At 72.5% G+C, this 24,925-nt stretch carries 23 protein-coding genes; 9 read left to right on the forward strand and 14 right to left on the reverse strand.

The genetic code is table 11. The features are described from left to right. Positions 1-165: 165 nt before the first annotated feature. From OG937_28940 to OG937_28950, 3 genes are all read left to right on the forward strand, one after another. Positions 166-2,265, forward strand: coding sequence for an MMPL family transporter (locus OG937_28940; GenBank protein WUD78920.1), 2,100 nt, complete (start codon positions 166-168; stop codon positions 2,263-2,265). Between the two features lie 127 nt (positions 2,266-2,392). Then, entirely contained in the window at positions 2,393-3,613 is a 1,221-nt protein-coding gene (locus OG937_28945; GenBank protein ID WUD78921.1) for a histidine kinase, read from the forward strand. Beyond that, positions 3,610-4,299: a response regulator transcription factor gene (locus OG937_28950; GenBank protein WUD75430.1), complete on the forward strand. Its 690-nt coding sequence runs from the start codon at positions 3,610-3,612 to the stop codon at positions 4,297-4,299. The genes OG937_28945 and OG937_28950 overlap by 4 nt, the downstream gene beginning before the upstream one ends. Here OG937_28950 and OG937_28955 read toward each other — a convergent pair. Beyond that, positions 4,289-4,588, reverse strand: a complete 300-nt coding sequence (locus OG937_28955) for a hypothetical protein (GenBank protein WUD75431.1) — start codon at positions 4,586-4,588, stop codon at positions 4,289-4,291. The genes OG937_28950 and OG937_28955 overlap by 11 nt on opposite strands. Next, positions 4,588-4,950, reverse strand: a complete 363-nt coding sequence (locus tag OG937_28960) for a DUF1304 domain-containing protein (protein WUD75432.1) — start codon at positions 4,948-4,950, stop codon at positions 4,588-4,590. Before OG937_28960 ends, OG937_28955 begins: the two co-directional genes overlap by 1 nt. A 56-nt stretch (positions 4,951-5,006) precedes the next feature. On the opposite strand from OG937_28960, the gene recO reads away from it, so the two are divergent. Together recO and OG937_28970 are read left to right on the forward strand one after the other, a co-directional pair. Beyond that, the gene (gene recO, locus OG937_28965; GenBank protein WUD75433.1) at positions 5,007-5,753 is read left to right on the forward strand and encodes a DNA repair protein RecO; all 747 of its coding nucleotides are present in this window, start codon (positions 5,007-5,009) and stop codon (positions 5,751-5,753) included. Positions 5,754-5,816: 63 nt separating this feature from the next. Further along, positions 5,817-6,656, forward strand: coding sequence for an isoprenyl transferase (locus OG937_28970; protein ID WUD75434.1), 840 nt, complete (start codon positions 5,817-5,819; stop codon positions 6,654-6,656). A gap of 67 nt (positions 6,657-6,723) precedes the next feature. On the opposite strand, the gene OG937_28975 is transcribed toward OG937_28970, so the two are convergent. From OG937_28975 to OG937_28990, 4 genes are read right to left on the reverse strand one after another with little or no spacing between them, the layout of a single operon-like run. After that, the gene (locus tag OG937_28975) at positions 6,724-7,149 is read right to left on the reverse strand and encodes a transcriptional repressor (protein WUD75435.1); all 426 of its coding nucleotides are present in this window, start codon (positions 7,147-7,149) and stop codon (positions 6,724-6,726) included. 52 nt (positions 7,150-7,201) lie between these two features. Beyond that, positions 7,202-8,095 (reverse strand): metal ABC transporter permease, encoded by an 894-nt coding sequence (locus tag OG937_28980; GenBank protein WUD75436.1) that lies wholly within the window; start codon positions 8,093-8,095, stop codon positions 7,202-7,204. Beyond that, entirely contained in the window at positions 8,095-8,856 is a 762-nt protein-coding gene (locus tag OG937_28985) for a metal ABC transporter ATP-binding protein (GenBank protein ID WUD75437.1), read from the reverse strand. Before OG937_28985 ends, OG937_28980 begins: the two co-directional genes overlap by 1 nt. Before the next feature lie 34 nt (positions 8,857-8,890). Then, a complete protein-coding gene (locus OG937_28990) occupies positions 8,891-9,844 on the reverse strand; it encodes a zinc ABC transporter substrate-binding protein (protein WUD75438.1) in 954 nt (317 codons plus the stop codon). 182 nt (positions 9,845-10,026) lie between these two features. On the opposite strand from OG937_28990, the gene OG937_28995 reads away from it, so the two are divergent. Then, complete coding sequence (locus OG937_28995) at positions 10,027-11,409, forward strand: glycine--tRNA ligase (GenBank protein ID WUD75439.1); 1,383 nt, start codon at positions 10,027-10,029, stop codon at positions 11,407-11,409. Positions 11,410-11,500: 91 nt separating this feature from the next. Here the strand turns inward: OG937_28995 and OG937_29000 are convergent, their stop codons facing one another. The 3 genes from OG937_29000 to OG937_29010 form a co-directional block, all read right to left on the reverse strand. Then, positions 11,501-12,085, reverse strand: coding sequence for a TetR family transcriptional regulator (locus OG937_29000; GenBank protein ID WUD75440.1), 585 nt, complete (start codon positions 12,083-12,085; stop codon positions 11,501-11,503). 34 nt (positions 12,086-12,119) lie between these two features. Beyond that, the gene (locus OG937_29005) at positions 12,120-13,130 is read right to left on the reverse strand and encodes an aldo/keto reductase (protein WUD75441.1); all 1,011 of its coding nucleotides are present in this window, start codon (positions 13,128-13,130) and stop codon (positions 12,120-12,122) included. Between the two features lie 131 nt (positions 13,131-13,261). Beyond that, the gene (locus OG937_29010) at positions 13,262-14,629 is read right to left on the reverse strand and encodes an MFS transporter (GenBank protein ID WUD78922.1); all 1,368 of its coding nucleotides are present in this window, start codon (positions 14,627-14,629) and stop codon (positions 13,262-13,264) included. Between the two features lie 266 nt (positions 14,630-14,895). On the opposite strand from OG937_29010, the gene OG937_29015 reads away from it, so the two are divergent. Beyond that, positions 14,896-15,762, forward strand: coding sequence for a helix-turn-helix transcriptional regulator (locus OG937_29015; protein ID WUD75442.1), 867 nt, complete (start codon positions 14,896-14,898; stop codon positions 15,760-15,762). Here the strand turns inward: OG937_29015 and OG937_29020 are convergent. Genes OG937_29020 through OG937_29030 form a run of 3 tightly spaced genes read right to left on the reverse strand, consistent with a single transcriptional unit; the run spans position 15,743 to position 18,212 of the window. Then, complete coding sequence (locus OG937_29020) at positions 15,743-16,330, reverse strand: NADAR family protein (GenBank protein ID WUD75443.1); 588 nt, start codon at positions 16,328-16,330, stop codon at positions 15,743-15,745. The genes OG937_29015 and OG937_29020 overlap by 20 nt on opposite strands. Before the next feature lie 50 nt (positions 16,331-16,380). Beyond that, positions 16,381-16,803 (reverse strand): MarR family transcriptional regulator, encoded by a 423-nt coding sequence (locus OG937_29025; GenBank protein ID WUD75444.1) that lies wholly within the window; start codon positions 16,801-16,803, stop codon positions 16,381-16,383. Further along, positions 16,800-18,212 carry an MFS transporter gene (locus OG937_29030; GenBank protein ID WUD75445.1) on the reverse strand — a complete coding sequence of 471 codons (1,413 nt, stop codon included), beginning with the start codon at positions 18,210-18,212 and terminating at the stop codon, positions 16,800-16,802. Before OG937_29030 ends, OG937_29025 begins: the two co-directional genes overlap by 4 nt. A 110-nt stretch (positions 18,213-18,322) precedes the next feature. Between OG937_29030 and dusB the strand changes: the two genes are divergently transcribed. Further along, on the forward strand, positions 18,323-19,471 hold the full coding sequence (gene dusB / locus OG937_29035) for a tRNA dihydrouridine synthase DusB (protein WUD75446.1): 1,149 nt from the start codon (positions 18,323-18,325) through the stop codon (positions 19,469-19,471). A 400-nt stretch (positions 19,472-19,871) separates the two neighbouring features. Further along, a complete protein-coding gene (gene ppdK, locus OG937_29040; protein WUD75447.1) occupies positions 19,872-22,586 on the forward strand; it encodes a pyruvate, phosphate dikinase in 2,715 nt (904 codons plus the stop codon). A gap of 83 nt (positions 22,587-22,669) precedes the next feature. Here ppdK and OG937_29045 read toward each other — a convergent pair whose 3' ends face one another. Then, positions 22,670-23,827 (reverse strand): PhoX family protein, encoded by a 1,158-nt coding sequence (locus OG937_29045; protein WUD75448.1) that lies wholly within the window; start codon positions 23,825-23,827, stop codon positions 22,670-22,672. 167 nt (positions 23,828-23,994) lie between these two features. Next, on the reverse strand, positions 23,995-24,921 hold the full coding sequence (locus tag OG937_29050) for an oxidoreductase (GenBank protein WUD75449.1): 927 nt from the start codon (positions 24,919-24,921) through the stop codon (positions 23,995-23,997). Positions 24,922-24,925 lie beyond the last annotated feature (4 nt).

The following is a 24,925-nucleotide window of genomic DNA, read 5'->3' on the forward strand; positions in this document are numbered from 1 at the left end:
GGGCCGCCCCTCACCGCCACCGCCGGGCGTACTCCCCGGGGAGTAACGGGGCCCGCACCGCACCCCGGGCAGTAACGCCGGGCTCGGTCCCGGGCCCGACGAAAAGGCGCCCCCGCGCCGGAAGTCTGGAAAGGACCAGACCACCGGCCCGGAGGGAGGCCCATGATGGGGGCCCCGACCACTGAGACCACACCGGCCGCCGTGCCGCCGCCGACGCGAGGACGGGGGAGGAGCCGGGGCGCCCGCGCGATCCCCTGGGCGGTGCTCGCACTGTGGATCGCCGTACTGGCGCTGGCCGGTCCCCTGGCCGGCAAGCTCGCGGACGACCAGCGGAACCGGGCGGTGGACTACCTCCCGGCGAGCGCCGACTCCACGCAGGTCGCCCGGCTCCAGGACGCGCTGCCCGGCGGCGAGGCCACCGAACTCGTGGTCGTCTACCACCGCGACGGCGGGCTGACCGCCGCCGACCGCGACAAGGCCGCCGCCCAGATCGCCGGTGTCGCGCGGGCCCACCGGCTCACCGGCGGCGCGCCGCACGCCGTCCTGTCGCACGGCGACACGCTGATGTACCCCGTGGCGAGCACCGAGCCCGGCCAGGACGACGCGGCCAAGGACGCCTTCGTCACCGACGTCCGGGACCGGGCCGAGGGCGGCGGCGGGCTGACCGTCCACGTGGGCGGCCCCGGCGCGCTCAACACCGACATGAAGGAGGTCTACTCCTCCCTCGACGGGCCGTTGCTGTGGACCACGGTGGCCGTCGTCGCCGTCCTGCTGATCCTCATCTACCGCAGCCCCCTGTTGTGGCTGCTGCCCCTGCTCGTCGCAGGCGTCGCCGACGCCGCCGCGATGGCCGTCGTCCACGGACTCCACCAGGCCCTCGGCATCACCGTCACCGGCCAGAGCCAGGGCGTGATGACCATCCTGGTCTTCGGCGCCGGCACCGACTACGCGCTGCTGCTCGTCTCCCGCTACCGCGAGGAACTCCGGCGCGTGCCACGCCCGTACGACGCCATGCGCGCCGCGCTGCGCGGTTGCGGGCCCGCGGTCCTGGCCTCCTCCGCGACGGTGGCCGCGGGCCTGCTGTGCCTGCTCGCCGCGGACCTCAACAGCAGCCGGGGCATGGGCCCGATCGCCGCGGTCGGCGTGCTGTGCGCGCTGGTCGCCATGACGACCCTGCTGCCCGCGCTGCTGGTGCTGCTGGGCCGCCGGGTCTTCTGGCCGCTGGTCCCGGCGTACGGCAGCGAAGTGCCGCGTCCGCGCGGCCTGTTCGCGGCGATGGGGGGCTCGGCCGCACGCCGTCCGCTGGCCGTGCTCGCGGGTGGCGCGGTGCTGCTCGGGGCGCTGGCGCTCGGGACCCTGGCCCTGCCCGGCAGCCTGAAGAACGACGACGCCTTCACCAGTGCCCCGGAGTCGGTCGCCGCCATGCGCACCCTCGCCGAGGCCGACCCCGGCCGCTCCGCCCAGCCGATCACCGTCATGGCACCCACCGGCCGGGCCGGCGAGGTGCTGGCCGCGGTCCGGGGCACCGAAGGCGTCGCGTCCGCCGAACGCGGGCGCAGCGGCGGCGGCTGGACGGAGGTGTCGGTGACCGCGCAGGCGCCGCCCGAGTCGCCCGGCGAGACCGCGACCATCCACGCCCTGCGCGCGGAGCTGGACGGCCCCTACGGCGCCCACGTCGGCGGGCCCGGTGCCCAGCAGGCCGACCTGGCCGGCACCAGTTCCCGCGACCGCTGGGTCGTCGTGCCGCTCGTCCTGGCGGCCGTGCTGCTGATCCTCGTCGTGCTGCTGCGCAGCCTGGTCGCGCCGCTGCTGCTCGTGGTGGCCGTGATCGCGGTGTGGGGCGCCGCGCTGGGCATCGGCGGGCTGGTCTTCGGGCCGCTCTTCGGCTTCGAGGGCACGGACCCGGGGCTGCCGCTGCTGTCGTTCGTCTTCCTCGTGGCGCTCGGCGTCGACTACGGCATCTTCCTCATGCACCGGATGCGCGAGGAGTCGCTGGCGGGGGCCGCGCCGGCCGCCGCGGCCGTCACCGCGCTGCGCACCACGGGCGGGGTGATCGCCTCGGCCGGGCTGGTGCTGGCGGCCACCTTCTCGGTACTGGTCAACATGCCGTTGGTGTCGCTGGTCGAGATGGGCTTCGTCATCGCCGTGGGCGTCCTGCTGGACACCTTCCTCGTCCGCACCTACCTGGTCACCTCCGCGAGCGTGGCGCTGCGCGAGCGGCTCTGGTGGCCGGGCCGGCTGAGCCGGCCGCGCACGAGCCCGTGAACCGGCCCGTGAACCGGCCCGTGAACCGGTCTGTCACGCCGCCGACCCCGTAACGGAAGATGGAGCCGTGCCGAAGCCGCCGCCCCTCCCGCCCGCCGTCCGCGCGCACAAGGACGCCGCCCTCGCCGTGGGCGTGCTCGCGCTCCAGTGCGCTATGGGCGCCCTCCTGCCGTCCGGACAGGGGCACCGCCCGGACGCTGCGGGCTGGGCGCTGCTGGTGGTCACCGCGCTGGTGCTGGCCGCCCGGCGGCGGTGGCCGATGACCGTGATGCTCGTCATGGTCGCGGCCGTCGCCCCGTACCACGCCATGGACAACCTCCACCTGGCCGTGGTTCCGGCCAGCATGGTGGCGATCTACTCGCTCGCGGTCGCCGGGCCGCCGCCGCGGACGTACCTCACCGTGGCGGCGGTCGTCGCGATCATGGTCGGGGTGATGTCGGCGACACCCGACCGGCACGCGGCGACCGACATGCTGCGCAGCGGCGGCTGGGTGGTGGCGGTGGCACTGACCGGCGAGGCGGTCCGCATCCACCGCAAGTACGTGGCCGCCATCGTCGGGCGCGCCGAACGCGCCGAACGCACCCGGGAGGAGGAGGCGGCCCGGCGCGTCGCCGAGGAGCGGCTGCGGATCGCCCGCGACCTGCACGACCTGCTCGCCCACAGCATCACCCTCATCGGCGTGCAGACCTCGGTCGCCGCACACGTCCTGCTCGCCGACCCCGAGCGGCTGGACCGCACGGCCGTCGCCGGCGCCCTCGACAGCATCGCCGGCACCTGCCGCGACGCCCGCGCCGAACTGCGCGCCACCCTCCAGGTGCTGCGCGGCGACGACGAGCGCGGCCCGCTGCCGGGCCTGGCGGCCGTGGCCGACCTGGCCCGCTCCGCCGAGGCCGCCGGCGCCCGGGTGGAGCTGGCCGTCGCGGCCGGTGCGAACGGGGTGCCCCCGGCCATCGGGGCCGCCGCCTACCGCATCGTGCAGGAGGCCCTCACCAACGCCGTACGGCACGCCGGGGGCACCTCGGTCCGGGTCGGGGTGGAACTCGGCACCGACGCGGACCGCGGCACCGCCCTGCGGATCGCCGTCACCGACGACGGCCCCTGCCCGGGGACGGAGGCCGAGCACGAACCGGACCGCCCCGACGCCCGATGGCGGCCCTGGCGCGCCGCGGCACCCCCGAGGCCCCCCGCGGACGCCGGCCCGGCGGAGACCGTACCCGCCGCCGGCTACGGCCTCATCGGCATGCGCGAGCGCGCCCGCAGCGTCGGCGGCACGCTGACCGCCGGGCCCCGGCCCGAGGGCGGTTTCCAGGTGGCCGCCGTTCTGCCGTTCGCGGGGGGCCCGGCGTGATCCGCGTCCTGCTCGCCGACGACCAGACCCTGGTCCGTGAGGCCTTCGCGATGCTCGTCGAGTCCGCCCCCGACATGCAGGTCGTCGGGCACGCGGCCACCGGGCGGGAAGCCGTGGCGGCGGCCCGCGCCTGCCGCGCCGACGTGGTGATCATGGACATCCGCATGCCGGACCTCGACGGCATCGAGGCCACCCGGCTGATCGCCGCCGACGACGACCTGGCCGGGGTCCGGGTGCTGGTGCTCACCACGTACGACAGCGACGACCACGTCGTCCCCGCGCTGCGCGCCGGGGCCAGCGGCTTCCTCGTCAAGGACACCCGCCCCGCCGACCTCCTGGACGCCATCCGCACGGTCGCCGCGGGCGAGGCGCTGCTCTCGCCGGGGCCGACCGCGCGGCTCATCGCCCGGGTGCTGCGCCTCCCGGAGGGCCCGCCGCCGGGCGGGCCGGCCCCGGAACGCCTCGCCGCGCTGTCCGCACGGGAGCGGCAGGTGCTCACCCTCGTCGCGCGGGGCCTGAACAACACGGAGGTCGCCGAGGCGCTGGGCCTCAGCCCGCTCACCGCCAAGACGCACGTCAGCCGGATCATGGGCAAGCTCGGCGCCCGCGACCGCGCCCAGCTGGTGATCGCGGCCTACGAGTCGGGGCTGGTCGCGCCCGGCGGGACGGCGGGGCTCAGCGGCTGACCGCCCAGACCAGGATCGCGGCGGCGACGGCGAAGCAGGCGAGCACGGTCCACACCGTCGCGCCCAGCGTCCGCGTGTCCGCGGCCATCGCCGGCGCCCCGCCGGCTCCGTGGGCCTGCGAGAGGTGGGCCAGCGCCTTGTCCCTGGCGCCGCCCCAGGTGATCTGCTCGCGCCACGCGCAGTGCCGGCACTCGAGAATCCGCCGCCCGCGGTCCGCGTAGCCGTACAGCACCTCCAGGGCGGTGCCGTCGGGGCCGGTCGCGGTGATGTGGTGGGTGATGGAGTCCATCAGCGGGCCACCAGCACCAGGGCCAGGGCGACGAGGGCCGGCACGGTCTGCACGAGGAGGATGCGGCGGCTCGCGGTCGCGGCGCCGTACAGCCCGGCGACCGCCACGCAGATGAGGAAGAACACCTTGGCCTGGAAGCCCACCGGGTCGGCGGCCACGGCGCCCCACACCAGCCCGGCGGCGAGGAAACCGTTGTAGAGCCCCTGGTTGGCCGCGAGTGCCTTGCTCGCCTGCGCGAACTCCGCGGTGGTCCCGAAGGCCCCCCTGGCGCGGGGGGTGGTCCACAGGAACATCTCCAGGACCAGGATGTAGAGGTGGAGGGCCGCTATGAGCAGCACGGCGACGGTCGCTGTGATCGACATGGGCCGTAGCGTACGACCCGGGCCGGTCCGGTCGCCGCGTACGGAAGAATGGGCGCATGAGTCTGTTCCGCGACGACGGCATCGTGCTGCGCACCCAGAAGCTGGGCGAGGCGGACCGGATCATCACCCTGCTCACCCGCCGGCACGGCCGGGTGCGGGCGGTGGCCCGCGGCGTGCGGCGGACGAAGTCCAAGTTCGGGGCGCGGCTGGAACCGTTCTCCCACGTGGACGTGCAGCTCTTCGCGCGCGGGGGCGAGCTGATCGGCCGCGGCCTGCCGCTGTGCACCCAGGGCGAGACGATCGCCCCCTACGGCAGCCGCATCGTCACCGACTACGCCCGCTACACCGCGGGCACGGCCATGCTGGAGACCGCCGAGCGCTTCACCGACCACGAGGGCGAACCGGCGGTGCAGCAGTACCTGCTGCTGGTCGGCGGCTTGCGCACGCTCGCCGACGGTGAGCACGACCCGCGTCTGGTGCTCGACGCCTTCCTGCTGCGCTCGCTGGCGGTCAACGGCTACGCGCCCAGCTTCGGGGACTGCGCGAAGTGCGGGATGCCCGGCCCGAATCGGTTCTTTTCGGTCGGCGCGGGAGGAGTCGTATGCGGCGAGTGCCGCCCGGCCGGAAGCGTCGTACCCTCACTGGAGTCACTGGAACTCCTCGGCGCGTTGCTCGGAGGGGACTGGGAGACCGCCGACGCGTGCGAACCGCGCCACTGCCGGGAGGGCAGCGGACTGGTCGCCGCGTATCTGCAGTGGCATCTGGAGCGCGGCTTGCGCAGTCTGCGTTTCATCGAGAAGTAGCAGCGGTACCCGGCGGGCCCGGCAGCACCAACTCGTGAGGCACAGGAAGTGGAGAGCAAGGTCATGGCAGTACGCGGGATTCTGAGCCGTCCCCGGCGCGAGTACCGGGCTCCCGACCCGCACCCGTCCGGCGCGCAGCCCCCCAAGATCCCAGGTGAGCTGGTCCCCCAGCACGTGGCCATCGTGATGGACGGCAACGGCCGCTGGGCCAAGGAGCGCGGCCTGCCCCGCACCGAGGGGCACAAGGTCGGCGAGACCGTCGTGCTGGACGTCCTCAAGGGCTGCCTGGAGCTGGGGGTCAAGAACCTCTCCCTGTACGCCTTCTCGACCGAGAACTGGAAGCGCTCGCCCGACGAGGTCCGCTTCCTGATGAACTTCAACCGGGACGTCATCCACCGCCGCCGCGACGAGATGCACGAGATGGGCATCCGCATCCGCTGGGCCGGGCGCATGCCCCGGCTGTGGAAGTCGGTCGTCAAGGAGCTCCAGGTCGCGGAGGAGATGACCCGCGACAACGACGCGATGACGCTGTACATGTGCGTCAACTACGGCGGCCGTGCCGAGATCGCCGACGCGGCGGCGCGCCTGGCCGAGGACATAAAGGCGGGTCGCCTCGATCCCTCCAAGGTCAACGAGAAGACCCTCGCCAAGTACATGTACCACCCGGACATGCCGGACGTGGACCTGTTCGTCCGCCCCTCCGGCGAGCAGCGCACCTCCAACTTCCTGATCTGGCAGTCCGCCTACGCCGAGATGGTCTTCCAGGACGTCCTCTGGCCGGACTTCGACCGCCGCGACCTGTGGCGCGCGTGCCTGGAGTACGCCTCCCGCGACCGCCGTTTCGGCGGCGCGCTGCCCAACGAGCAGCCGCCGGCGACGGAGAGCGACGCGGACACCGAGTAGTCAGTGGTCACCCCGCGGTCGTCGACGGGCGACCGCGGGACACGGCCGTACGCCCTCGGACCCGCGTTCAGTTCGCGGCGGGGCCGCCGCAGCCGGCGCAGTCGGCGCAGGTCCCGAAGATCTCCACGGTGTGGGCGACGTCGACGAAGCCGTGCTCCTCGGCGATGGTGTCGGCCCACTTCTCGACCGCGGGACCCTCGACCTCGACCGCCTTGCCGCAGATGCGGCAGACCAGGTGGTGGTGGTGACCGCTGCTGCAGCGCCGGTAGACGGACTCGCCCTCCCCGGTGCGCAGGACGTCGATCTCGCCGGCGTCGGCGAGGGACTGCAGCGTGCGGTAGACCGTGGTGAGGCCGACCGAGTCACCCCGGTGCTTGAGGAGGTCGTGCAGTTCCTGGGCGCTGCGGAACTCGTCGACCTCGGCGAGGGCCGCGGCGACGGCGGCACGCTGCCGGGTCGATCGTCCGCGGACGGGGGGCTTGGCGGTCGTCACCGGTGGCCTCCTACTCGGTCGGTTCGGTCGGTCATTCTGCCAGGCCTGGAGCTCATACCCGGACGTCGTCCTCGGTGGGACGCGCCGCGGGTACCTCCAGGGTGCACCGTGTTCCGTCCTCCGCGGCACGGCGTGCACGCTTTTTCGCCAGCGGCGCGGCCAGCAGCGTCAGCGTGACGAAGACACCGATGGCCAGCAGCACGATGGTCGCCCCTGAGGGCACGTCGGCGTAGTACGAGGTCACCGTGCCGGAGAAGGCGACCGTCACGCCGATCACGACCGACAGCGCGAAGGCCGTGGCGAAGCTGCGGGCGATCTGCTGGGAGGCGGCGACCGGGATCACCATCAGCGCGCTGACCAGCAGCAGTCCGACGACCCGCATGGCGACCGTGACCGTGACCGCCGCGGTGACGGCGACCAGCAGGTTCAGCAGCCGCACCGGCAGGCCGGTCACCCGGGCGAACTCCTCGTCCTGGGAGACCGCGAACAGCTGCCGCCGCAGGCCCACGGTGACCAGCACCACGAAGCCGGCCAGCAGGCAGATCGCGGTGATGTCCTGCGGGGAGACGGTGGTGATGGAGCCGAACAGGTAGGTGAGCAGGTTGGCGTTGGAGCCGTTCGGCGCGAGCGAGGTGAACAGCACGCCGGCCGCCATGCCGCCGTAGAAGAGCATGGCGAGCGCGATGTCGCCGCGCGTCCTGCCGTACCAGCGGATGAGTTCCATGACGACGGCGCCCGCGACCGACACGGCCGTCGCCATCCACACCGGGTTGGTGCTGAGCAGGAAGCCGAGGCCGACGCCGGTGAGGGCGACGTGGCCGATGCCGTCGCCCATGAGGGCCTGGCGGCGCTGGACGAGGTAGATGCCGATCGCGGGGGCGGTGATGCCCACGAGGACGGCGGCGATCAGCGCCCGCTGCATGAAGGCGTAGGAGAACAGCTCCATCAGAACAGCCCCGTCCGGATCGGCTCGGCCACGTGGCCGGCGTGCGGGTGGACATGGTCGTGGCCGGGCAGCGCGTGCTGCCCCTGGGCCTTCGGCGGGGGCCCGTCGTGGACGACGCAGCCGTCGCGCAGCACCACCGCGCGGTCGATCAGCGGCTCCAGCGGCCCGAGTTCGTGCAGGACCAGGAGCACGGTGGTGCCCAGCGAGACCTGTTCGCGCAGTGTCCCGGCGAGCACCTCCTGGCTGGCGATGTCGACGCCCGCCATCGGCTCGTCCATGATCAGCAGTTCGGGCTCGACGGACAGCGCGCGGGCGATGAGCACCCGCTGGTGCTGGCCGCCGGAGAGCGCCTCGACCGGATCGCCGGCCCGGTCGGCCATCCCGACCAGCTCCAGGGCGCGCTCCACGGCCCGGCGGTCCGCCTTGCGGGGCAGCCCCAGCCTCGTACGGGCCAGCCGCCCTGCGGAGACGACCTCGCGCACGGTGGCGGGGACGCCGGAGGCCGCCGTGGTGCGCTGCGGCACGTAGCCGATCCGGGCCCAGTCGCGGAACCGGTTCAGCGGGGTGCCGAAGAGCTCCAGGCCGCCCGCGGTGAGCGGCACCTGGCCGACCACGGCGCGGATCGCGGTGGACTTGCCCGAGCCGTTGGCGCCGAGCAGCGCGACGACCTCCCCGCGCCGCACGGTCAGGTCGACGCCGCGCAGCACCGGCCGTGAGCCGAGCGAGGCGGTCGCCCCCCGCATCGATATGACCGTGTCCATTCCAGCCTCCGTACCGGGCTCCGTCATCGTTGCCTCACTTCGCGCCGAGCGCCGTGCGCAGGGCCTGAAGGTTGCTGTGCTGGACCTCGAAGTAGTCGCGGCCCGCGGACTTGTCGGTGATGCCCTCGATGGGGTCGAGCACCGCGGTCTTCAGGCCGAGGTCGCCCGCGAGGGTCTTGGCGGTCCGGTCGCTGGCGAGCGTCTCGAAGAATACGGTGCTGACGCCCTTGTCCTCGGCGAGGGTGTGCAGCGTCTTCATCCGGGCGGCGCTGGGCTCGGACTCCGGGTCGATGCCGCTGATCGCCTCCTCGACCAGCCCGTAGCGCTCGGCGAGGTAGCCGAAGGCCGCGTGGGTGGTGATGAAGGTGTCCGAGGTGCGGTTCTCCAGCCCGTCCTGGAAGTCGGTGTTCAGCGCGTCGAGCTTCTTCACCAGCGCGGCGGTGTTCTTCTCGTAGGTCGCCTCGTGGTCCGGGTCGGCCTTGGCGAGGGCCTTGCCGACGCCTTCGGCGACCTGGGCGTAGCGGACCGGGTCGAGCCAGATGTGCGGGTCGGCGCCCGCGTCCTCCTGGTCCTCGTGCCCGGTGTGGTTGTCCCCGGTGCTGTGGTCGTGGCCGTCGACCTCGGTGCCGTGGTCCTCCAGCGGGGTCAGCGCGGCGGCGTCGACGGTGTTCGCCACGCCGGACTGCGCTATCGCGTCGTCGACGGCGGGCTGCAGGCCCTTGAGATAGACGATGACGTCCGACTCGCCCAGCTCGCCGGTCTGCCGGGGGGTGAGCTCCAGGTCGTGCGGTTCGGTCCCCGGCTTGGTCAGTCCGGTCACGTCGACGTGCCCGCCGCCGATCTGCTCGGCCAGGAACTGCATCGGGTAGAAGGAGGCCGTGACCTTGACCCTGCCGTCCGCCCCGCCCCCGCCCGCGGTGGAACAGGCGGAGAGGGCGACCAGCCCGGCGACGGCGGCGAGGGGGACCAGAGCGCGACCTATGTTCATGACACCCATTTTCAACAAAACTGGAAACGATTGTCAATTGGCTTAGTGGCCGGCCCCGGCGGCCCCGGACTGCGGAACCGATTTGATACAGGCCCCGCACCCGCCGGTAATCTGAGGTATTCGCCGGACCGCACGCGACCCGGCGGACCCCACCGACCGCTTCGTCGTCTGAAGAGAGCACCGTGGCCGCCGACAAGATCGACACCATCGTCAGCCTGAGCAAGCGCCGTGGCTTCGTTTTCCCCTGCAGCGAGATCTACGGCGGCCAGAAGGCCGCCTGGGACTACGGGCCGCTGGGCGTCGAACTGAAGGAGAACATCAAGCGCCAGTGGTGGCGCGCGATGGTCACCTCCCGGGAGGACGTGGTCGGCCTCGACTCCTCGGTGATCCTGGCCCGCGAGGTCTGGGAGGCCTCCGGTCACGTCGCCACGTTCACCGACCCGCTCACCGAGTGCACCTCCTGTCACAAGCGCTACCGCGCCGACCACCTGGAGGAGGCGTACGAGGCCAAGCACGGCCACCTGCCGGCCAACGGCCTGACCGACCTCAACTGCCCCAACTGCGGCAACAAGGGCACCTTCACCGAGCCCAAGCAGTTCTCCGGGCTGCTGTCCACCCACCTGGGCCCGACCCAGGACTCGGGCGCCGTGGCCTACCTGCGCCCGGAGACGGCACAGGGCATCTTCACCAACTTCTCCCAGGTGCAGACGACCTCGCGCCGCAAGCCGCCGTTCGGCATCGCCCAGACCGGCAAGTCCTTCCGCAACGAGATCACGCCCGGCAACTTCATCTTCCGGACCCGCGAGTTCGAGCAGATGGAGATGGAGTTCTTCGTCAAGCCGGGCGAGGACGAGACCTGGCACGAGTACTGGATGCAGCAGCGCTGGGACTGGTACCGGGGCCTCGGCATGCGCGAGGAGAACATGCGCTGGTACGAGCACGCCAAGGAGAAGCTGTCCCACTACTCGAAGCGCACCGTCGACATCGAGTACCGCTTCAACTTCGGCGGCACCGAGTACTCCGAGCTCGAGGGCATCGCCAACCGCACGGACTACGACCTCAAGGCCCACAGCCAGGCCAGCGGCCAGGACCTGTCGTACTTCGACCAGGAGGCCGGTGAGCGCTACTTCCCGTACGTCATCGAGCCCGCGGCGGGTCTCAACCGCGCCATGCTCGCCTTCATGCTCGACGCGTACAACGAGGACGAGGCCCCGAACGCCAAGGGCGTGATGGAGAAGCGCACCGTCATGCGCCTCGACCCGCGCCTGGCGCCGGTCAAGGTCGCCGTCCTGCCGCTGTCGCGCAACCCGCAGCTCTCGCCGAAGGCCAAGGGCCTCGCGGCCGACCTGCGCCGCCACTGGAACATCGAGTTCGACGACGCCGGCGCCATCGGCCGCCGCTACCGCCGTCAGGACGAGATCGGCACCCCGTTCTGCGTGACCGTCGACTTCGACACCCTCGAGGACAACGCGGTCACCGTGCGCGAGCGCGACACCATGAAGCAGGAGCGCGTCTCGCTGGACCAGGTCGAGGCCTACCTCGGCGGCCGGCTGCTCGGCTGCTAGATCCGCACCGCACCCGGACGTACGCGAAAGGCGCCCGGCCACCCCCCTCGGGGGTGGCCGGGCGCCTTCGTGCGTCCGCGGGGCGGGGCGCTCAGGCCTCCAGGCCGCGCAGGATCAGGTCGTTGACCGCGGAGAACGCGGCGTCGATGCCCGGGGCGAACCACTCGGCGGCGTACGCCGGGTCGTGGAAGCGGACGGTCGCGTCCCACACCGCCTGCGCGGCGGCATCGGGGTCACCGGCGGCGAACTCGCCGGCGGTCACGCCGTCCCGGACGATCCGCGCGAGGAGCCCGACCATGAAGGCGACGTGCTGGGCGACCACCGCGCTGTGCTCGACGGTGAGCGCCATGTACGTGGCGAACAGCTCGGGATCGCCGCCGGCCTTGCGCCGCTTGGCCGCGAACAGCGCCTCCAGCCAGGCGCGCAGCCGCTGCGGCCCCGGGCGGCCGTCGTCCTGCGCTATCGCGGTCAGCTCCGCGTGGGCCTGGTCCAGCCATCGCTGGGTGACCGCCTCCCGCAGCGCGGCCTTGGTGCGGAAGTGCCGGTAGACGCTGCCGTGGCTGACCCCGAGGGCGCGCGCCACGTCGACCACGGTCGCCTTGGCCGGGCCGTAACGGCGCAGCACCTCCTCCGTGGTCTCCAGGATGCGTTCGGCGGTCAGCGTCTCGGGTGGCATGGTCGTCATTCTCCCAGGGCCGGGCGGGTGCCGGTCAGTGCCGCTGCTCACTGTCCAGGTGCGCCATCTGGGACTCCGGGTAACGCTCGCCCGCGGCCGCGTCGGCCGGGACCGCGGTCTCGATCGCCGCCAGGTCGGCCGCGTCGAGGGTCACGTCCAGCGCGCCCAGTGCCTCGGTCAGCCGCTCGCGGGTGCGGGCGCCGACCAGCGGGACGATGTCCTCGCCCCGGGACAGCACCCAGGCGATGGCGGTCTGGGCGACGGTGACGCCCTTCTGCTCCGCGATCTTGCGCAGCGCCTCCACCAGACCGAGGTTGTGCTCCAGGTTCTCGCCCCGGAAGCGGGGGCTCATCGCGCGGAAGTCGTTGCCGGCCAGCTGCCGGTCACGGGTGAAGTGGCCGCTGATCAGACCGCGGGACAGCACGCCGTACGCCGTGACGCCGATGCCCAGTTCGCGGGCGGTCGGCAGGATCTCGTCCTCGATGCCGCGGGAGATCAGCGAGTACTCGATCTGCAGGTCACTGATCGGGGCCACGGCCGCGGCCCGGCGCAGGGTGGCGGCGCCGACCTCGGACAGGCCGATGTGGCGCACGTAACCGGCCTGGACGAGCTCCGCGATGGCGCCGACGGTCTCCTCGATCGGGACGGCGGGGTCGACCCGGGCGATGCGGTAGACGTCGATGTGGTCGGTGCCCAGGCGCTGCAGCGAGTACGAGGCGAAGTTCCTGACGGCCTGGGGGCGGCCGTCGTAGCCCAGCCACGTGCCGTCGGGGCCGCGCAGGGCGCCGAACTTGACGCTGATCAGCGCCTTCTCGCGGTCGGCCGGGGAGGCCGCGCGCAGGGCTTCGCCGATGAGCATCTCGTTGTGGCCCATGCCGTAGAAGTCGCCGGTGTCGATCAACGTGACGCCCGCGTCGAGGGCGGCGTGGATCGTGGCGATCGACTCGCCGCGGTCGGCGTCGCCGTAGAGCGCGGACATGCCCATGGCGCCGAGGCCGAGCGCGGAGACGGTGGGGCCGGTGGAACCGAGGGTGCGGTTCTGCAAGGGGACTCCTTGGTCGGGATGAGGAGGTCGTGCGGGGATGCCGACAACAGTGACACATGCACTGACAGATTTCAATATCTGTCAGTGAATGGCTGTCACTCCGGTACGGGCCGGTCCCTCCCCGCGGCCCCTCAGGCCACCTGGCGCGGCAGCCGCAGGCTGGCGAGCGCCGTCACGACCACCGCCGCGAGCTGCACGACCAGCACCGTGACCAGTGCCTCCCGCGTCCCGTGCGAGGGGACCAGGGCGAGGAAGAGCGTGCCGAGGGTGGCCACGCCCAGGGCCAGCGCCGACTGCTGGGTGGTGACCATGACCCCGCTGCCCACGCCGGCCCGCTCGGCCGGTACGTCCGCGAGCACCAGCCGGAACAGCACCGGCAGTTGCAGCCCCTGGCCGAGGCCGGCGATCGCCACACCCGGCAGCAGGGCCCACGCCGTCATCCCGGGTTCCCAGCTGCGGGCCACGGTCAGCGCCAGCACCGTGACGCCGACGCCCTGCAGGACACCTCCCGCGGTGACCACGCGCCCGCCGTACCGGCCCACCAGGCGTGGCCCGGCCAGCGAGGCCAGGAAGAACGCCACGGCCATCGGCACGAGCGTGGTGCCCGCCTCCACCGGTCCGTACCGCAGGCCCTGCTGCAGGGCGACCGCGATCACGAACATGAAGCCGCCGAAGCCGATGGAGAACGGCACCAGCAGCGGCAGCGCCCGCCGCATCCCGGTGAGCGCGAACAGGCTCGGCGGCACGAGCGGGATCCGCCCGGCCCGGTCGGCCCGCCGCTCGACCAGGAAGAACGCCAGGGCCGCGAACGGGAAGACGGCCAGCGACACCCACGTCCACGCCGGCCAGCCGGCCGCCCGGCCCTCGGTCAGCGGAACCAGCAGGGTCACCAGCGACACCGCCAGCAGCAGGGTGCCCGGCCGGTCGACCGGCGCGGGGCGGTCGGAGCGGGTCTCCGGCACCGAGCGCACCGCGAGCAGCAGCCCGGCCGCCGCGACCGGCACGTTGACCAGGAAGACCGCGCGCCAGCCGGTGCCCGCGATGTCCGCGGCGACCAGGACGCCGCCGAGGATCTGGCCCGCGACCATGGACAGGCCCGCGGTCGCGCCGTACAGGCTCAGCGCCTTGGCCCTGCGGTGGCCGGCGGTCGCGGAGTGGATGGTGGCCAGTACCTGGGGCAGCATCAGCGCGGCCGCCCCGCCCTGCGCGACCCGGGCGCCCACCAGCACCCAGGCGTCGGGCGCCAGGCCGCAGGCGAGCGAGGTCAGGCCGAAGGCCGCCATGCCGGCGAGGAAGAGCCGGCGGCGGCCGAAGGAGTCGCCGAGCCGGCCGCCGAGCACCAGCAGCACGGCGTACGCCACGCCGTAGCCGGCCACGACCAGCTCCAGCACGGCGGCCCCCGCGTCGAGGTCGGTCTCGATGGCGGGCAGGGCGACGTTGACGATGAAGAAGTCGATGAGCGGCAGTGCCGCGCCCAGCAGCACGGTGAACAGGCCCAGCGGGCCGAGCGCCGGCGCGGCGGGGCCGGGCGGTGCCTCGGCGGCCGGTGGCGTGGTTCTCGCGGCCGGTGCCGGGCCGCCGGTGCCGACCCGGATGACGCGGGGGCGTACCTGGGCGCGGGAACGGAGGTCGGCGGAGACGGGGGCTTCGATGTGATCGGTCACGTATGCCACGATGACCTTGTTCCCAGGGGGGTACCAGAGAGCGTTTATCCAGGTATCGCGACCACCTGGCAATGGTTTGGGACGTCAGGCACTCTGGAGGTATGACGTCTCCCAGCGCCGCAGCGCGGAGCGAGCTCGCTTCCTTCCTCCGCAGCCGCCGTGAACGGATCTCCCCCGAGCAGGTCGGACTCCCGCCCGGCCGCCGCCGCCGCACCCCCGGGCTGCGGCGCGAGGAGGTGGCACAGCTCGCCGCGGTAGGGGTGACCTGGTACACCTGGCTCGAGCAGGCCCGGGAGATCCAGATCTCCGCCCAGGTGGCCGACTCCATCGCCCGGGCCCTGATGCTGGACCCGAACGAGCGCACCCACCTCTTCCTGCTCGCCGGGGTGCCGGACCCCAATCCACGCGCCCAGTGCCCGGGGATGTCGGACCAGATCCGGGAGATGCTGGCGAAGCTGGAGCCGCTGCCGGCCGCGGTCCTCAACAGCCGTACCGACGTCATCGCCCACAACCGCACCTACGCGCGGCTGGTCGACGACCTCGACCGGCTCCCCTTCGAGGACCGCAACATCATGTGGCTGGCCTTCACCGACCCCGCCTGGCGCGAGGGCCTGCCGGACTGGCACGAGACCAGCCGGCAGCTGGTCGCCAAGTACCGTGCGGCGATGGCCGAGCATCTTGCGGAGCCCGCGTGGAAGTCCCTGGTCAAGCGGCTGGAGCAGGCCTCCCCGGAGTTCTGCGAGCTGTGGGAGCGGCATGAGGTGCAGGAACCGGAGAACCGCACCAAGCGCTTCCTCAACCCCCGGGTCGGTCTGCTGACCTTCCACTTCACGCATCTGTGGCTCGGTCCCAGCCAGGGCCCCCGGCTGGTCACCTACTTCCCGGCGGACGCCGCCACCCGCGAACGGCTGGACCGGCTGTACGAGATCGCCCGGTCCGCGCCGAGCGCTATGCCGATGCCGGTGTGAGCAGCCGCTGCCGCGCCTCCATGAGGGCGAAGCCCAGCAGGTTCAGGCCACGCCACCGGTCGGGATCGGCGGCGTGCTCGTCGTCGGCGGCCAGGCCGATGCCCCATATCCGGTCCACGGGGCTGGCCTCCACCAGCACGCGCGAGCCGGTGCCCAGCAGGTAGTCCCGCAGGGCCGGGTCCTGGCCGAACTTGGCGACGTTGCCCGCCACGACCAGTTCCTCGCGGTGCCGCTCCCAGGTCGCGTTGTCGAAGCCGCGCACCTGCCGTCCCAGTGTCTTCGCGGCGTGCGGGTGCGGGGCGGCGAGGATCCCGGCGAGGGTCCGGTCGTCGTCGAAGAGCCGGGCCTTGCCGGCCATCATCCAGTGCTCCGCCGTGGCGTAGCCGATGCCGTCGACGGTGAATTCCGAGGGCCACCACTGGCTCAGGCAGCCCGCGCCCACGCTGCCGTCGCGCTGCGGCTGATGGCCCCAGAAGAACAGGTACTTCGGCCGGACGCCACGCGCGGTCAGTGCCGTCAGCGCAGCCCGGGAACGGGCGTCGCGGGGCTCGGTGATCTGCGTCGTCATGGCACCGACCGTAGCGCCGGGCACCGACAACGGCCCCCGGTTTTCCCGGCTCACCCCGGGGCCGACCCCAGCAGCTTGGTCACCACCCGGTCCAGCGCCGCGAGTTCCTCCGTGTCCAGCTCCACCAGGCCCGATGGGGGAGTGCCCAGGATGCGGTCGGCCTCCTGCGCCGCCGCGGCGCCCTCGGGTGTGACGCTCAGGAGCTTGCGGCGCCGGTCGCGCGGGTGCGGTGTGCGTTCCACCAGCCCGCGCCGGACGAGGTCGTCGACGACCAGCGTGACGTACGGGCGGTCCGTCATGAGGTCGGCGGCGAGGTCGCCCGGCGTCACGGGGGCCGCCGCGATCCGGCGCAGCGCCTTGACGCGGAAGAAGCTCATGCCGAGGGCGTCGGCGACCTCGCGGCGCCGTTCGTTGCGTTCGAGGACGAGCGTGCGCAGGTCGCGCCACACCCGGGTGGCCGTGGCCTCGTTCACCGGGCGCCCACCGGCTCGCGGGCGGCGTCCGCGCCGAGCCGCTTCGCGGCGCGTTCCGCGGTTGCCGCCGCCCAGTGGCCCGAGGTCAGCCACCCCAGCGCCAGGATCGCCACACCGCAGCCCGTGATGATCCACCACGCCGTGAGGTCGAGTCCGGCGGCGAGCGCGGCGCCGATGACGGCCACGCCCAGGGACTGCCCGACCTGCCGGCTGGTGGAGGCCACCGCCGCGGCGACCCCGGCCTGGGTCCGCGGCATGCCGGAGACGGCGGTGTTGGTGATCGGGGCGTTGACGAAGCCGAAGCCGATGCCGAACAGGACGTACGCGGTGAACAGCTTCGCGTCCGAGGCGGTCGCGTCCAGCGCGGCGAACATCACTCCGCTCGCCGTGGTGGCCAGGCCCGCCAGCAGCAGCGGCAGGCGCGGGCCGCGGCTGCCGACCATGCGCCCGGACAGCGGGGCGCAGACCAGGGCCATGGCCGCCATCGGCAGCAGGTGCAGACCGGCGTCCAGGGCGGACATGCCGCGCTGGTCCTGGAGGTACAGGGTGTTGAGGAAGAGGAAGCCGGCGAGGGCCGCGAAGGCGCTCACCGCTATCACCGTCGCCCCGCTGAAGGGTGCGCTGCGGAAGAAGCGCGGATCGATCAGCGGTTCCCTGCGCCGCCGTTCGTACGGGACCAGGGCCACCGCGGAGCACAGGGCGAGCACGAGGCAGCCGACGATGACCGGGGAGCCCCAGCCCGCCGCGGGCGCCTCGATGATGGCGTACGTCAGCGAGCCGAGCAGCGCGATGACCATCAGCTGCCCGACCGGGTCGATCCGGCGTGGCCGGGGGGCACGGGACTCGGGCACGTACAGCGCGGTGAGCACCAGGGCGAGCAGGCCGATGGGCAGGTTGATCCAGAACACCGAGCGCCAGCCGACCGACTCCACCAGCGCGCCGCCGATGATCGGCCCGGCGGCCATGCTGATGCCGACGACGCCGCCCCACGCCCCGATCGCCCGCGCGCGCTCGCGCGGATCGGTGAAGACGTTGGTGATGATCGACATCGCGACGGGGTTGAGCATCGAGCCGCCGACCGCCTGCAGCATGCGGAAGACCACCAGCCATTCCAGGCTGGGGGCGATGCTGCAGAGCCCGGAGGCCACGGTGAAGATCACCAGGCCGACGCGGAAGATCCGTCGGCGGCCGATCCGGTCGGCGGTCGAGCCGGAGAGCATGAGCAGCGAGGCCAGCACGAGCGTGTAGGCGTCGATGGTCCACTGCAGTCCGGAGATGGAGGTGTGCAGGTCCCGGCGCATGGCGGGCAGCGCGACGTTGAGGATGGTGTTGTCGAGGCTGACGATCAGCAGGCTCATGCAGCAGACGGCCAGCACCAGCAGACGTCTGCGCCGGCTCAGCTCGGGCATCGGCCGTTCCCGTCTCCGTGGTCGGTGCTATCGGTGGATTGATTGTACATGTGTAACCATTTCACGCTACACCCAATCCCCCCCCCGGGTGATACGGGAGAATGGTCCACATGACTGCTGACGCCACCGCTCCCGCACTCCGCATCGGCCCGCACACCGTGTGGCCCCCGGTGGTGCTGGCACCGATGGCGGGGATCACCAACGCGCCGTTCCGCACGCTGTGCCGCGAGTTCTCCGGCGGCAAGGGGCTCTTCGTCTCGGAGATGATCACCACCCGTGCCCTCGTCGAGCGCAACGACAAGACGATGCAGCTGATCCACTTCGACGGCACCGAGAAGCCCCGTTCGATCCAGCTGTACGGGGTGGACCCGGTCACCGTCGGCAAGGCGGTCCGGATGATCGTCGACGAGGACCTCGCCGACCACATCGACCTGAACTTCGGCTGCCCGGTCCCGAAGGTGACCCGCAAGGGCGGCGGCTCGGCCCTGCCCTACAAGCGCAACCTGCTCCGCTCGATCCTGCGCGAGGCGGTCGGCAACGCGGGCGACCTGCCGGTCACCATCAAGATGCGCAAGGGCATCGACGACGACCACACCACCTACCTGGACGCCGGCCGGATCGCGGTCGAGGAGGGTGTCACCGCCGTCGCGCTGCACGGCAGGACCGCCGCCCAGCACTACGGCGGCACGGCCGACTGGGAGGCGATCGCCCGCCTCAAGGAGCACGTCCCGGAGATCCCGGTGCTGGGCAACGGCGACATCTGGAGCGCCGCGGACGCCGTCCGGATGATGCGGGAGACGGGTTGCGACGGTGTCGTCGTCGGCCGCGGCTGCCTCGGCCGCCCGTGGCTCTTCGGCGACCTCGTGGCCGCCTTCGAGGGCGGCGGCGCCCCCGCCGCCCCGACGCTGCGCGAGGTCGCCGGCGTCATGCGGCGGCACGCCGGGCTGCTGGGGGAGTGGTTGGGCGACGAGGGGCGCGGCGTCATCGACTTCCGCAAGCACGTCGCCTGGTACACCAAGGGCTTCTCGGTCGGCTCGGAGATGCGCCGCAAGCTCGCGATGACCTCCTCCCTCGCCGAGCTCGACGCCCACCTCGCCGACCTCGACCTGGACCAGGAATGGCCGGATGGCGCCGAGGGACCGCGCGGCCGGACGGCCGGGAGCAAGCGCGTGGTGCTCCCGGACGGCTGGCTGGAGGACCCGTACGACTGCTCGGTGGTCGTCGGCGCCGACGCCGAGCTGGACACTTCGGGCGGCTGAGGACGTTTCGCCGGTCCGCGGGGACGTCCGGACTGTAAGACGAACCGCGGGCAGAGCGAGTGATTCTCGCCACGCCTGATAGGGGTATCGCTCAAATGAGCACCCCGAGTGTCACCACACCTCTCCAATGAGTGGCACTGAGTGTCATCGTTGTCGTGGCCACATGGTCAAGTCATCCCTCACGTGGAGTGACCGGCTCCGAGCGCGGCGATCACGTGGCGAGAGCATGTGTTCGATGGTTGAACGCATCCTCCGTTCACCCGGAGGGACGCCATGACTTTCGATCTCTCGGCGGATGGGTGGTTACGACCGTGTGACCTGGTGATTGACGTACTGCAGCGCCTTCGAGATGGGTACGCTCCCCGCCGTCAGGGCATCCCGGCCGCGAGGAGCGAGTCCCGTGTCGGAAGAACAAGTAATCCAGAAGTTCGTCTACGACTTCACTGAGGGCAACAAGGACCTCAAGGACCTGCTCGGCGGCAAGGGCGCGAACCTCGCCGAGATGACCAACCTCGGCCTGCCCGTCCCTCCGGGCTTCACGATCACCACCGAGGCGTGCAAGGTCTACCTGGAGTCGGGCGCCGCACCCGCGGCGCTGCGCGACGAGGTGAGTGCGCACCTCGAGGCGCTCGAGCAGAGGATGGGCAAGAAGCTCGGTCAGGCGGACGACCCGTTGCTCGTCTCCGTCCGTTCGGGGGCGAAGTTCAGCATGCCGGGCATGATGGACACGGTCCTCAACATCGGCCTGTCCGACGCCTCGGTCGCGGGCCTGGCCGCGCAGGCCGGCAACGAGCGCTTCGCGTGGGACTCCTACCGGCGCCTCATCCAGATGTTCGGCAAGACCGTGCTGGGTGTCGACGGCGAACTCTTCGAGGACGCGCTGGAGGACGCCAAGCGCGCCAAGGGCACCCACGACGACCTCGACCTGGACGCGGGCGACCTGCAGGGCCTGGTCGAGCAGTTCAAGGCCGTCGTCGCCAAGGAGACCGGGCGGGACTTCCCGCAGGAGCCGCGCGAGCAGATGGACCTGGCCGTCCGTGCCGTCTTCGACTCGTGGAACGGCGAGCGCGCCAAGCTCTACCGCCGCCAGGAGCGCATCCCCGGCGACCTCGGCACGGCCGTCAACGTCTGCTCCATGGTCTTCGGCAACCTCGGTTCCGACTCCGGCACCGGCGTCGCCTTCACCCGCGACCCGGCCACCGGCCACCAGGGCGTGTACGGCGACTACCTGAGCAACGCGCAGGGCGAGGACGTCGTGGCGGGCATCCGCAACACCGTGCCGCTCGCCGAGCTGGAGCAGCTGGACAAGACGTCCTACGACCAGCTGATGCAGATCATGGAGACCCTCGAGACGCACTACAAGGACCTGTGCGACATCGAGTTCACCATCGAGCGCGGCAAGCTGTGGATGCTGCAGACCCGCGTCGGCAAGCGCACCGCCGCCGCCGCCTTCCGCATCGCCACCCAGCTGGTCGACCAGGGCCTGATCGACGAGGCCGAGGCGCTGCAGCGGGTCAACGGCGCGCAACTGGCGCAGCTGATGTTCCCCCGCTTCGACGAGAAGGCGAAGGCCGAGCGGATCGGCTGGGGCATCGCCGCCTCACCGGGCGCGGCCGTCGGCAAGGCCGTCTTCGACTCGTACACCGCCGTGAAGTGGTCGCGCTCCGGCGAGAAGGTCATCCTCATCCGCCGCGAGACCAACCCCGACGACCTCAACGGCATGATCGCGGCCGAGGGCATCCTCACCTCGCGCGGCGGCAAGACCTCGCACGCGGCCGTCGTCGCCCGCGGCATGGGCAAGACCTGCGTCTGCGGCGCCGAGGAGCTCGAGGTCGACACCAAACGGCGCCGGATGACCGCGCCCGGCGGGGTCGTCGTCGAGGAGGGCGACGTCCTGTCCATCGACGGCTCCTCCGGCAAGGTCTACCTCGGCAAGGTGCCGGTCGTGCCGTCCCCGGTCGTGGAGTACTTCGAGGGCCGCATGCACGCCGGCGCCGACGACGCCGACGAGCTGGTGCGGGCCGTGCACCGGATCATGGCGTACGCGGACCGGGTCCGCCGGCTGCGGGTGCGCGCCAACGCCGACAACGCCGAGGACGCCTCCCGCGCCCGCCGCTTCGGCGCCCAGGGCATCGGCCTGTGCCGCACCGAGCACATGTTCCTCGGCGAGCGCCGCGAGATGGTGGAGCGGCTGATCCTCGCCGACACCGACTCCGAACGCGACAAGGCGCTCTCCGCGCTGCTGCCGCTGCAGCGGTCCGACTTCATCGAGCTCTTCGAGGCGATGGACGGGCTGCCGGTGACGGTGCGCCTGCTGGACCCGCCGCTGCACGAGTTCCTGCCCGACATCACCGAACTGTCGGTGCGGGTCGCGCTCGCCGAGTCCCGCAAGGACGCCAACGAGAACGACCTGCGCCTGCTGCAGGCCGTCCACAAGCTCCACGAGCAGAACCCGATGCTCGGCCTGCGCGGTGTCCGCCTCGGGCTGGTCATCCCCGGTCTGTTCGCCATGCAGGTACGGGCGATCGCCGAGGCCACCGCGGAGCGCAGGAACGCCAAGGGCGACCCGCGGGCCGAGATCATGATCCCGCTGGTGGGCACCGTCCAGGAGCTGGAGATCGTCCGTGAGGAGGCCGAGGCCGTCATCGCCGAGGTCGAGGCCGCCACGGGCACCGAGCTCAGCCTCACCCTCGGCACGATGATCGAGCTGCCCCGCGCCGCCCTGACCGCCGCTCAGATCGCCGAGGCCGCCGAGTTCTTCTCCTTCGGCACCAACGACCTGACCCAGACGGTCTGGGGCTTCAGCCGCGACGACGTCGAGGCGAGCTTCTTCACCGCCTACCTGGAGAAGGGCATCTTCGGCGTCTCCCCGTTCGAGACCATCGACAAGGAGGGCGTCGGCGCCCTCGTCCGCTCCGCCGCGGAGGCCGGCCGTGCCACCCGGCCCGACCTCAAGCTCGGCGTGTGCGGCGAGCACGGCGGCGACCCCGAGTCCGTCCACTTCTTCCACGAGGTGGGCCTGGACTACGTCTCCTGCTCCCCGTTCCGCATCCCCGTCGCCCGCCTGGAGGCGGGCCGGGCCGCGGCGCAGAGCAAGGGCAGCGACTGCCGGTAGCCCGGCCCGGAAGACCATCTCCCACCCTCACCGGGGGCGGCACCTTTGTGCGAAGGTGCCGCCCCCGCTTCCGTTCCGCCCGGCTACGAACGGAACGGGCCGCGCACCTCGTAGGTGATGCCGCCCGACGAACTGCCGCTCGTGCCGCGCTGCGAGGAGAAGTACAGCCGGGTGCCGTCGGGGGAGAAGGCGGGACCGGTGATCTCGGAGGCGGACTGGCCGCTGACCCGCAGGAACGGCGAGACGACGTCGTCCGGGGTGATCAGGCAGATCTCCATGGTGCCGCCGTCCTCGGCGACGTAGAGGTCCCCCGAGGAGCTGCCGGTGATGTTGTCCACACCCGTCAGCGGGGCGCTGCCGGAGACGAGGGAGTCGTCGTACGCCAGCGCGTAGGTGCCGGCGGCCAGGTCGAGCCGCCAGACGCGGTTGTCGCCCTTGGTGGTGAACCAGACGGTGTCGTCGGCGTAGTGGCAGCCCTCGCCGCCGTTGAACCTCTTCGCGCCGGACACCTGGCTGCGGGTGGCGGTCGGGGAGCCGTCGGGGTCGGGCACGTTCGCCCAGGTGAAGGAGCCCGAGGCGGCGGTGCCGGCGACCAGCACCTGCAGGGTCCCGGCCGACAGGTCGCCCCAAGTGGCCGGGACGAACCGGTAGAAGCAGCCGTTGGTCTCGTCCTCGGTCAGGTAGACCACCTCGCGCACGGGGTCGGCGGCGGCCGCCTCGTGCTTGAACCTGCCCATGGCGGCGCGGCGGACGGCCGCCTCCACGCCCCGGGGGTCGGTCTCGTACACGTGGCCGAGGCTGACCTCCTCGCAGGACAGCCAGCTGTTCCAGGGCGTCCTGCCGCCCGCGCAGTTCTGCCGGGTACCGGAGAGGATGCGGTAGGCGCCCGTGACGCTGCCCGAGGCGTTGAACCGCACCGCGCTCGCACCACCGTTCGGGTCGATCTCCGAGTTGGAGACGTAGATCCAGCCGGTGCCGTCGGCGAAGCACGCGCCGCCGTCGGGCGCGCTGTGCCAGGTGTACGACGTGCCCGCGACCTTCTGGCCGGAGCGGGCGACGACACGGCTGGTGAAACCGCCGGGCAGGGCGATGCCGTTGGCGTCGGGCGCCTGCAGCGCGCCGTAGGGGCCGACACCGGGCTGGGCGGGTGCGGCGTGGACCGCCCCGCGCATCAGGGTGCCGCCGAAGGCGGCCGCCGAGCTGCCGACCACCGCTCCGCGCAGGAAGGTTCGACGTTCCACGATCACTCCAGGGACGACGGGGTGGCCCGCCCGGACCCATCGCCGCGGGCGGGTCGCGCACCGGAAGGCTAGGGTGCGCCCCCCGACGTCTTCACCAACACAGCGTGAACCCCCCGCCACGGTCTGTCGGATTCACCGTCATGGCAGAGGGCGTGGGACGCGGCGGCTCACCCCGCCGCGGGCAGCTCGTAGCGGACGCCCGTCAGTTGTTCGGAGGCCGCCCACAGCAGCTCGCCCGCCCGGTCGTCGCGGGTCCACGGGGCGCGCCAGGAGGGGGCCGGGGAGCCGCGCCAGCCCTGGAAGCGGGGACCGGTGAAGGAGTCGGGGAGCACGCCGGGGGCCGTGGCGGCGTACAGCAGCGGGAGCGCGCCGGCGTCCGCGGACTGGGCGATCACCCGGTTGCCGAGGTTCACCACGCGTTCGACGGTCCGGCGGTTCTCCATGCGCGCGGCGCGGGTCTGCAACGCGGTGCTCGCGTAGCCGGGGTGCGCCGCCGCGACGACGGTGCCGGCGCCCGCGGCCGCCAGCCGCCGGGACAGCTCGTGGACGAAGAGCAGGTTGGCGCTCTTGGAACGGGCGTAGGCGACCCAACGGCGGTAGCGGCGCTCGCTGTTGAGGTCACCGGGGTCGATGGTGGCGACCGCGTGCATGCTGCTGGAGACGGAGACGACCCGCGCGCCCGGGGTGGACAGCAGGCGCGGCAGCAGCAGCCCGGTGAGGGCGAAGTGGCCGAGGTGGTTCACACCCATCTGGGTCTCGAAGCCGTCGGCGGTGGTGCCGTGCGGCAGGGCCATCACACCGGCGTTGTTGACCAGCAGGTCAAGCCCGGTGCCGTCGTACCCGGCGGCGAAGGCGCGCACCGAGGACAGGTCGCCCAGGTCGAGGTGACGGTATCCGGCGCGGGCGTCGGGCACCTCGGCCTTCAGGCGGTCGACGGCCTCCTTGCCGCGCGTCTCGCTGCGGCAGGCGAGCAGCACCCTGGCGCCCCTGCGGGCGAGCTCGCGGGCGGTGCAGTAGCCGATGCCGCTGTTCGCACCGGTGACGACGGCCGTGCGGCCGCTCTGGTCGGGGATGTCGTGCGCGCTCCAAGCCATGCGG

Origin of the sequence: Streptomyces sp. NBC_00510, assembly GCA_036013505.1 — a bacterium.
Taxonomy (GTDB): domain Bacteria; phylum Actinomycetota; class Actinomycetes; order Streptomycetales; family Streptomycetaceae; genus Actinacidiphila.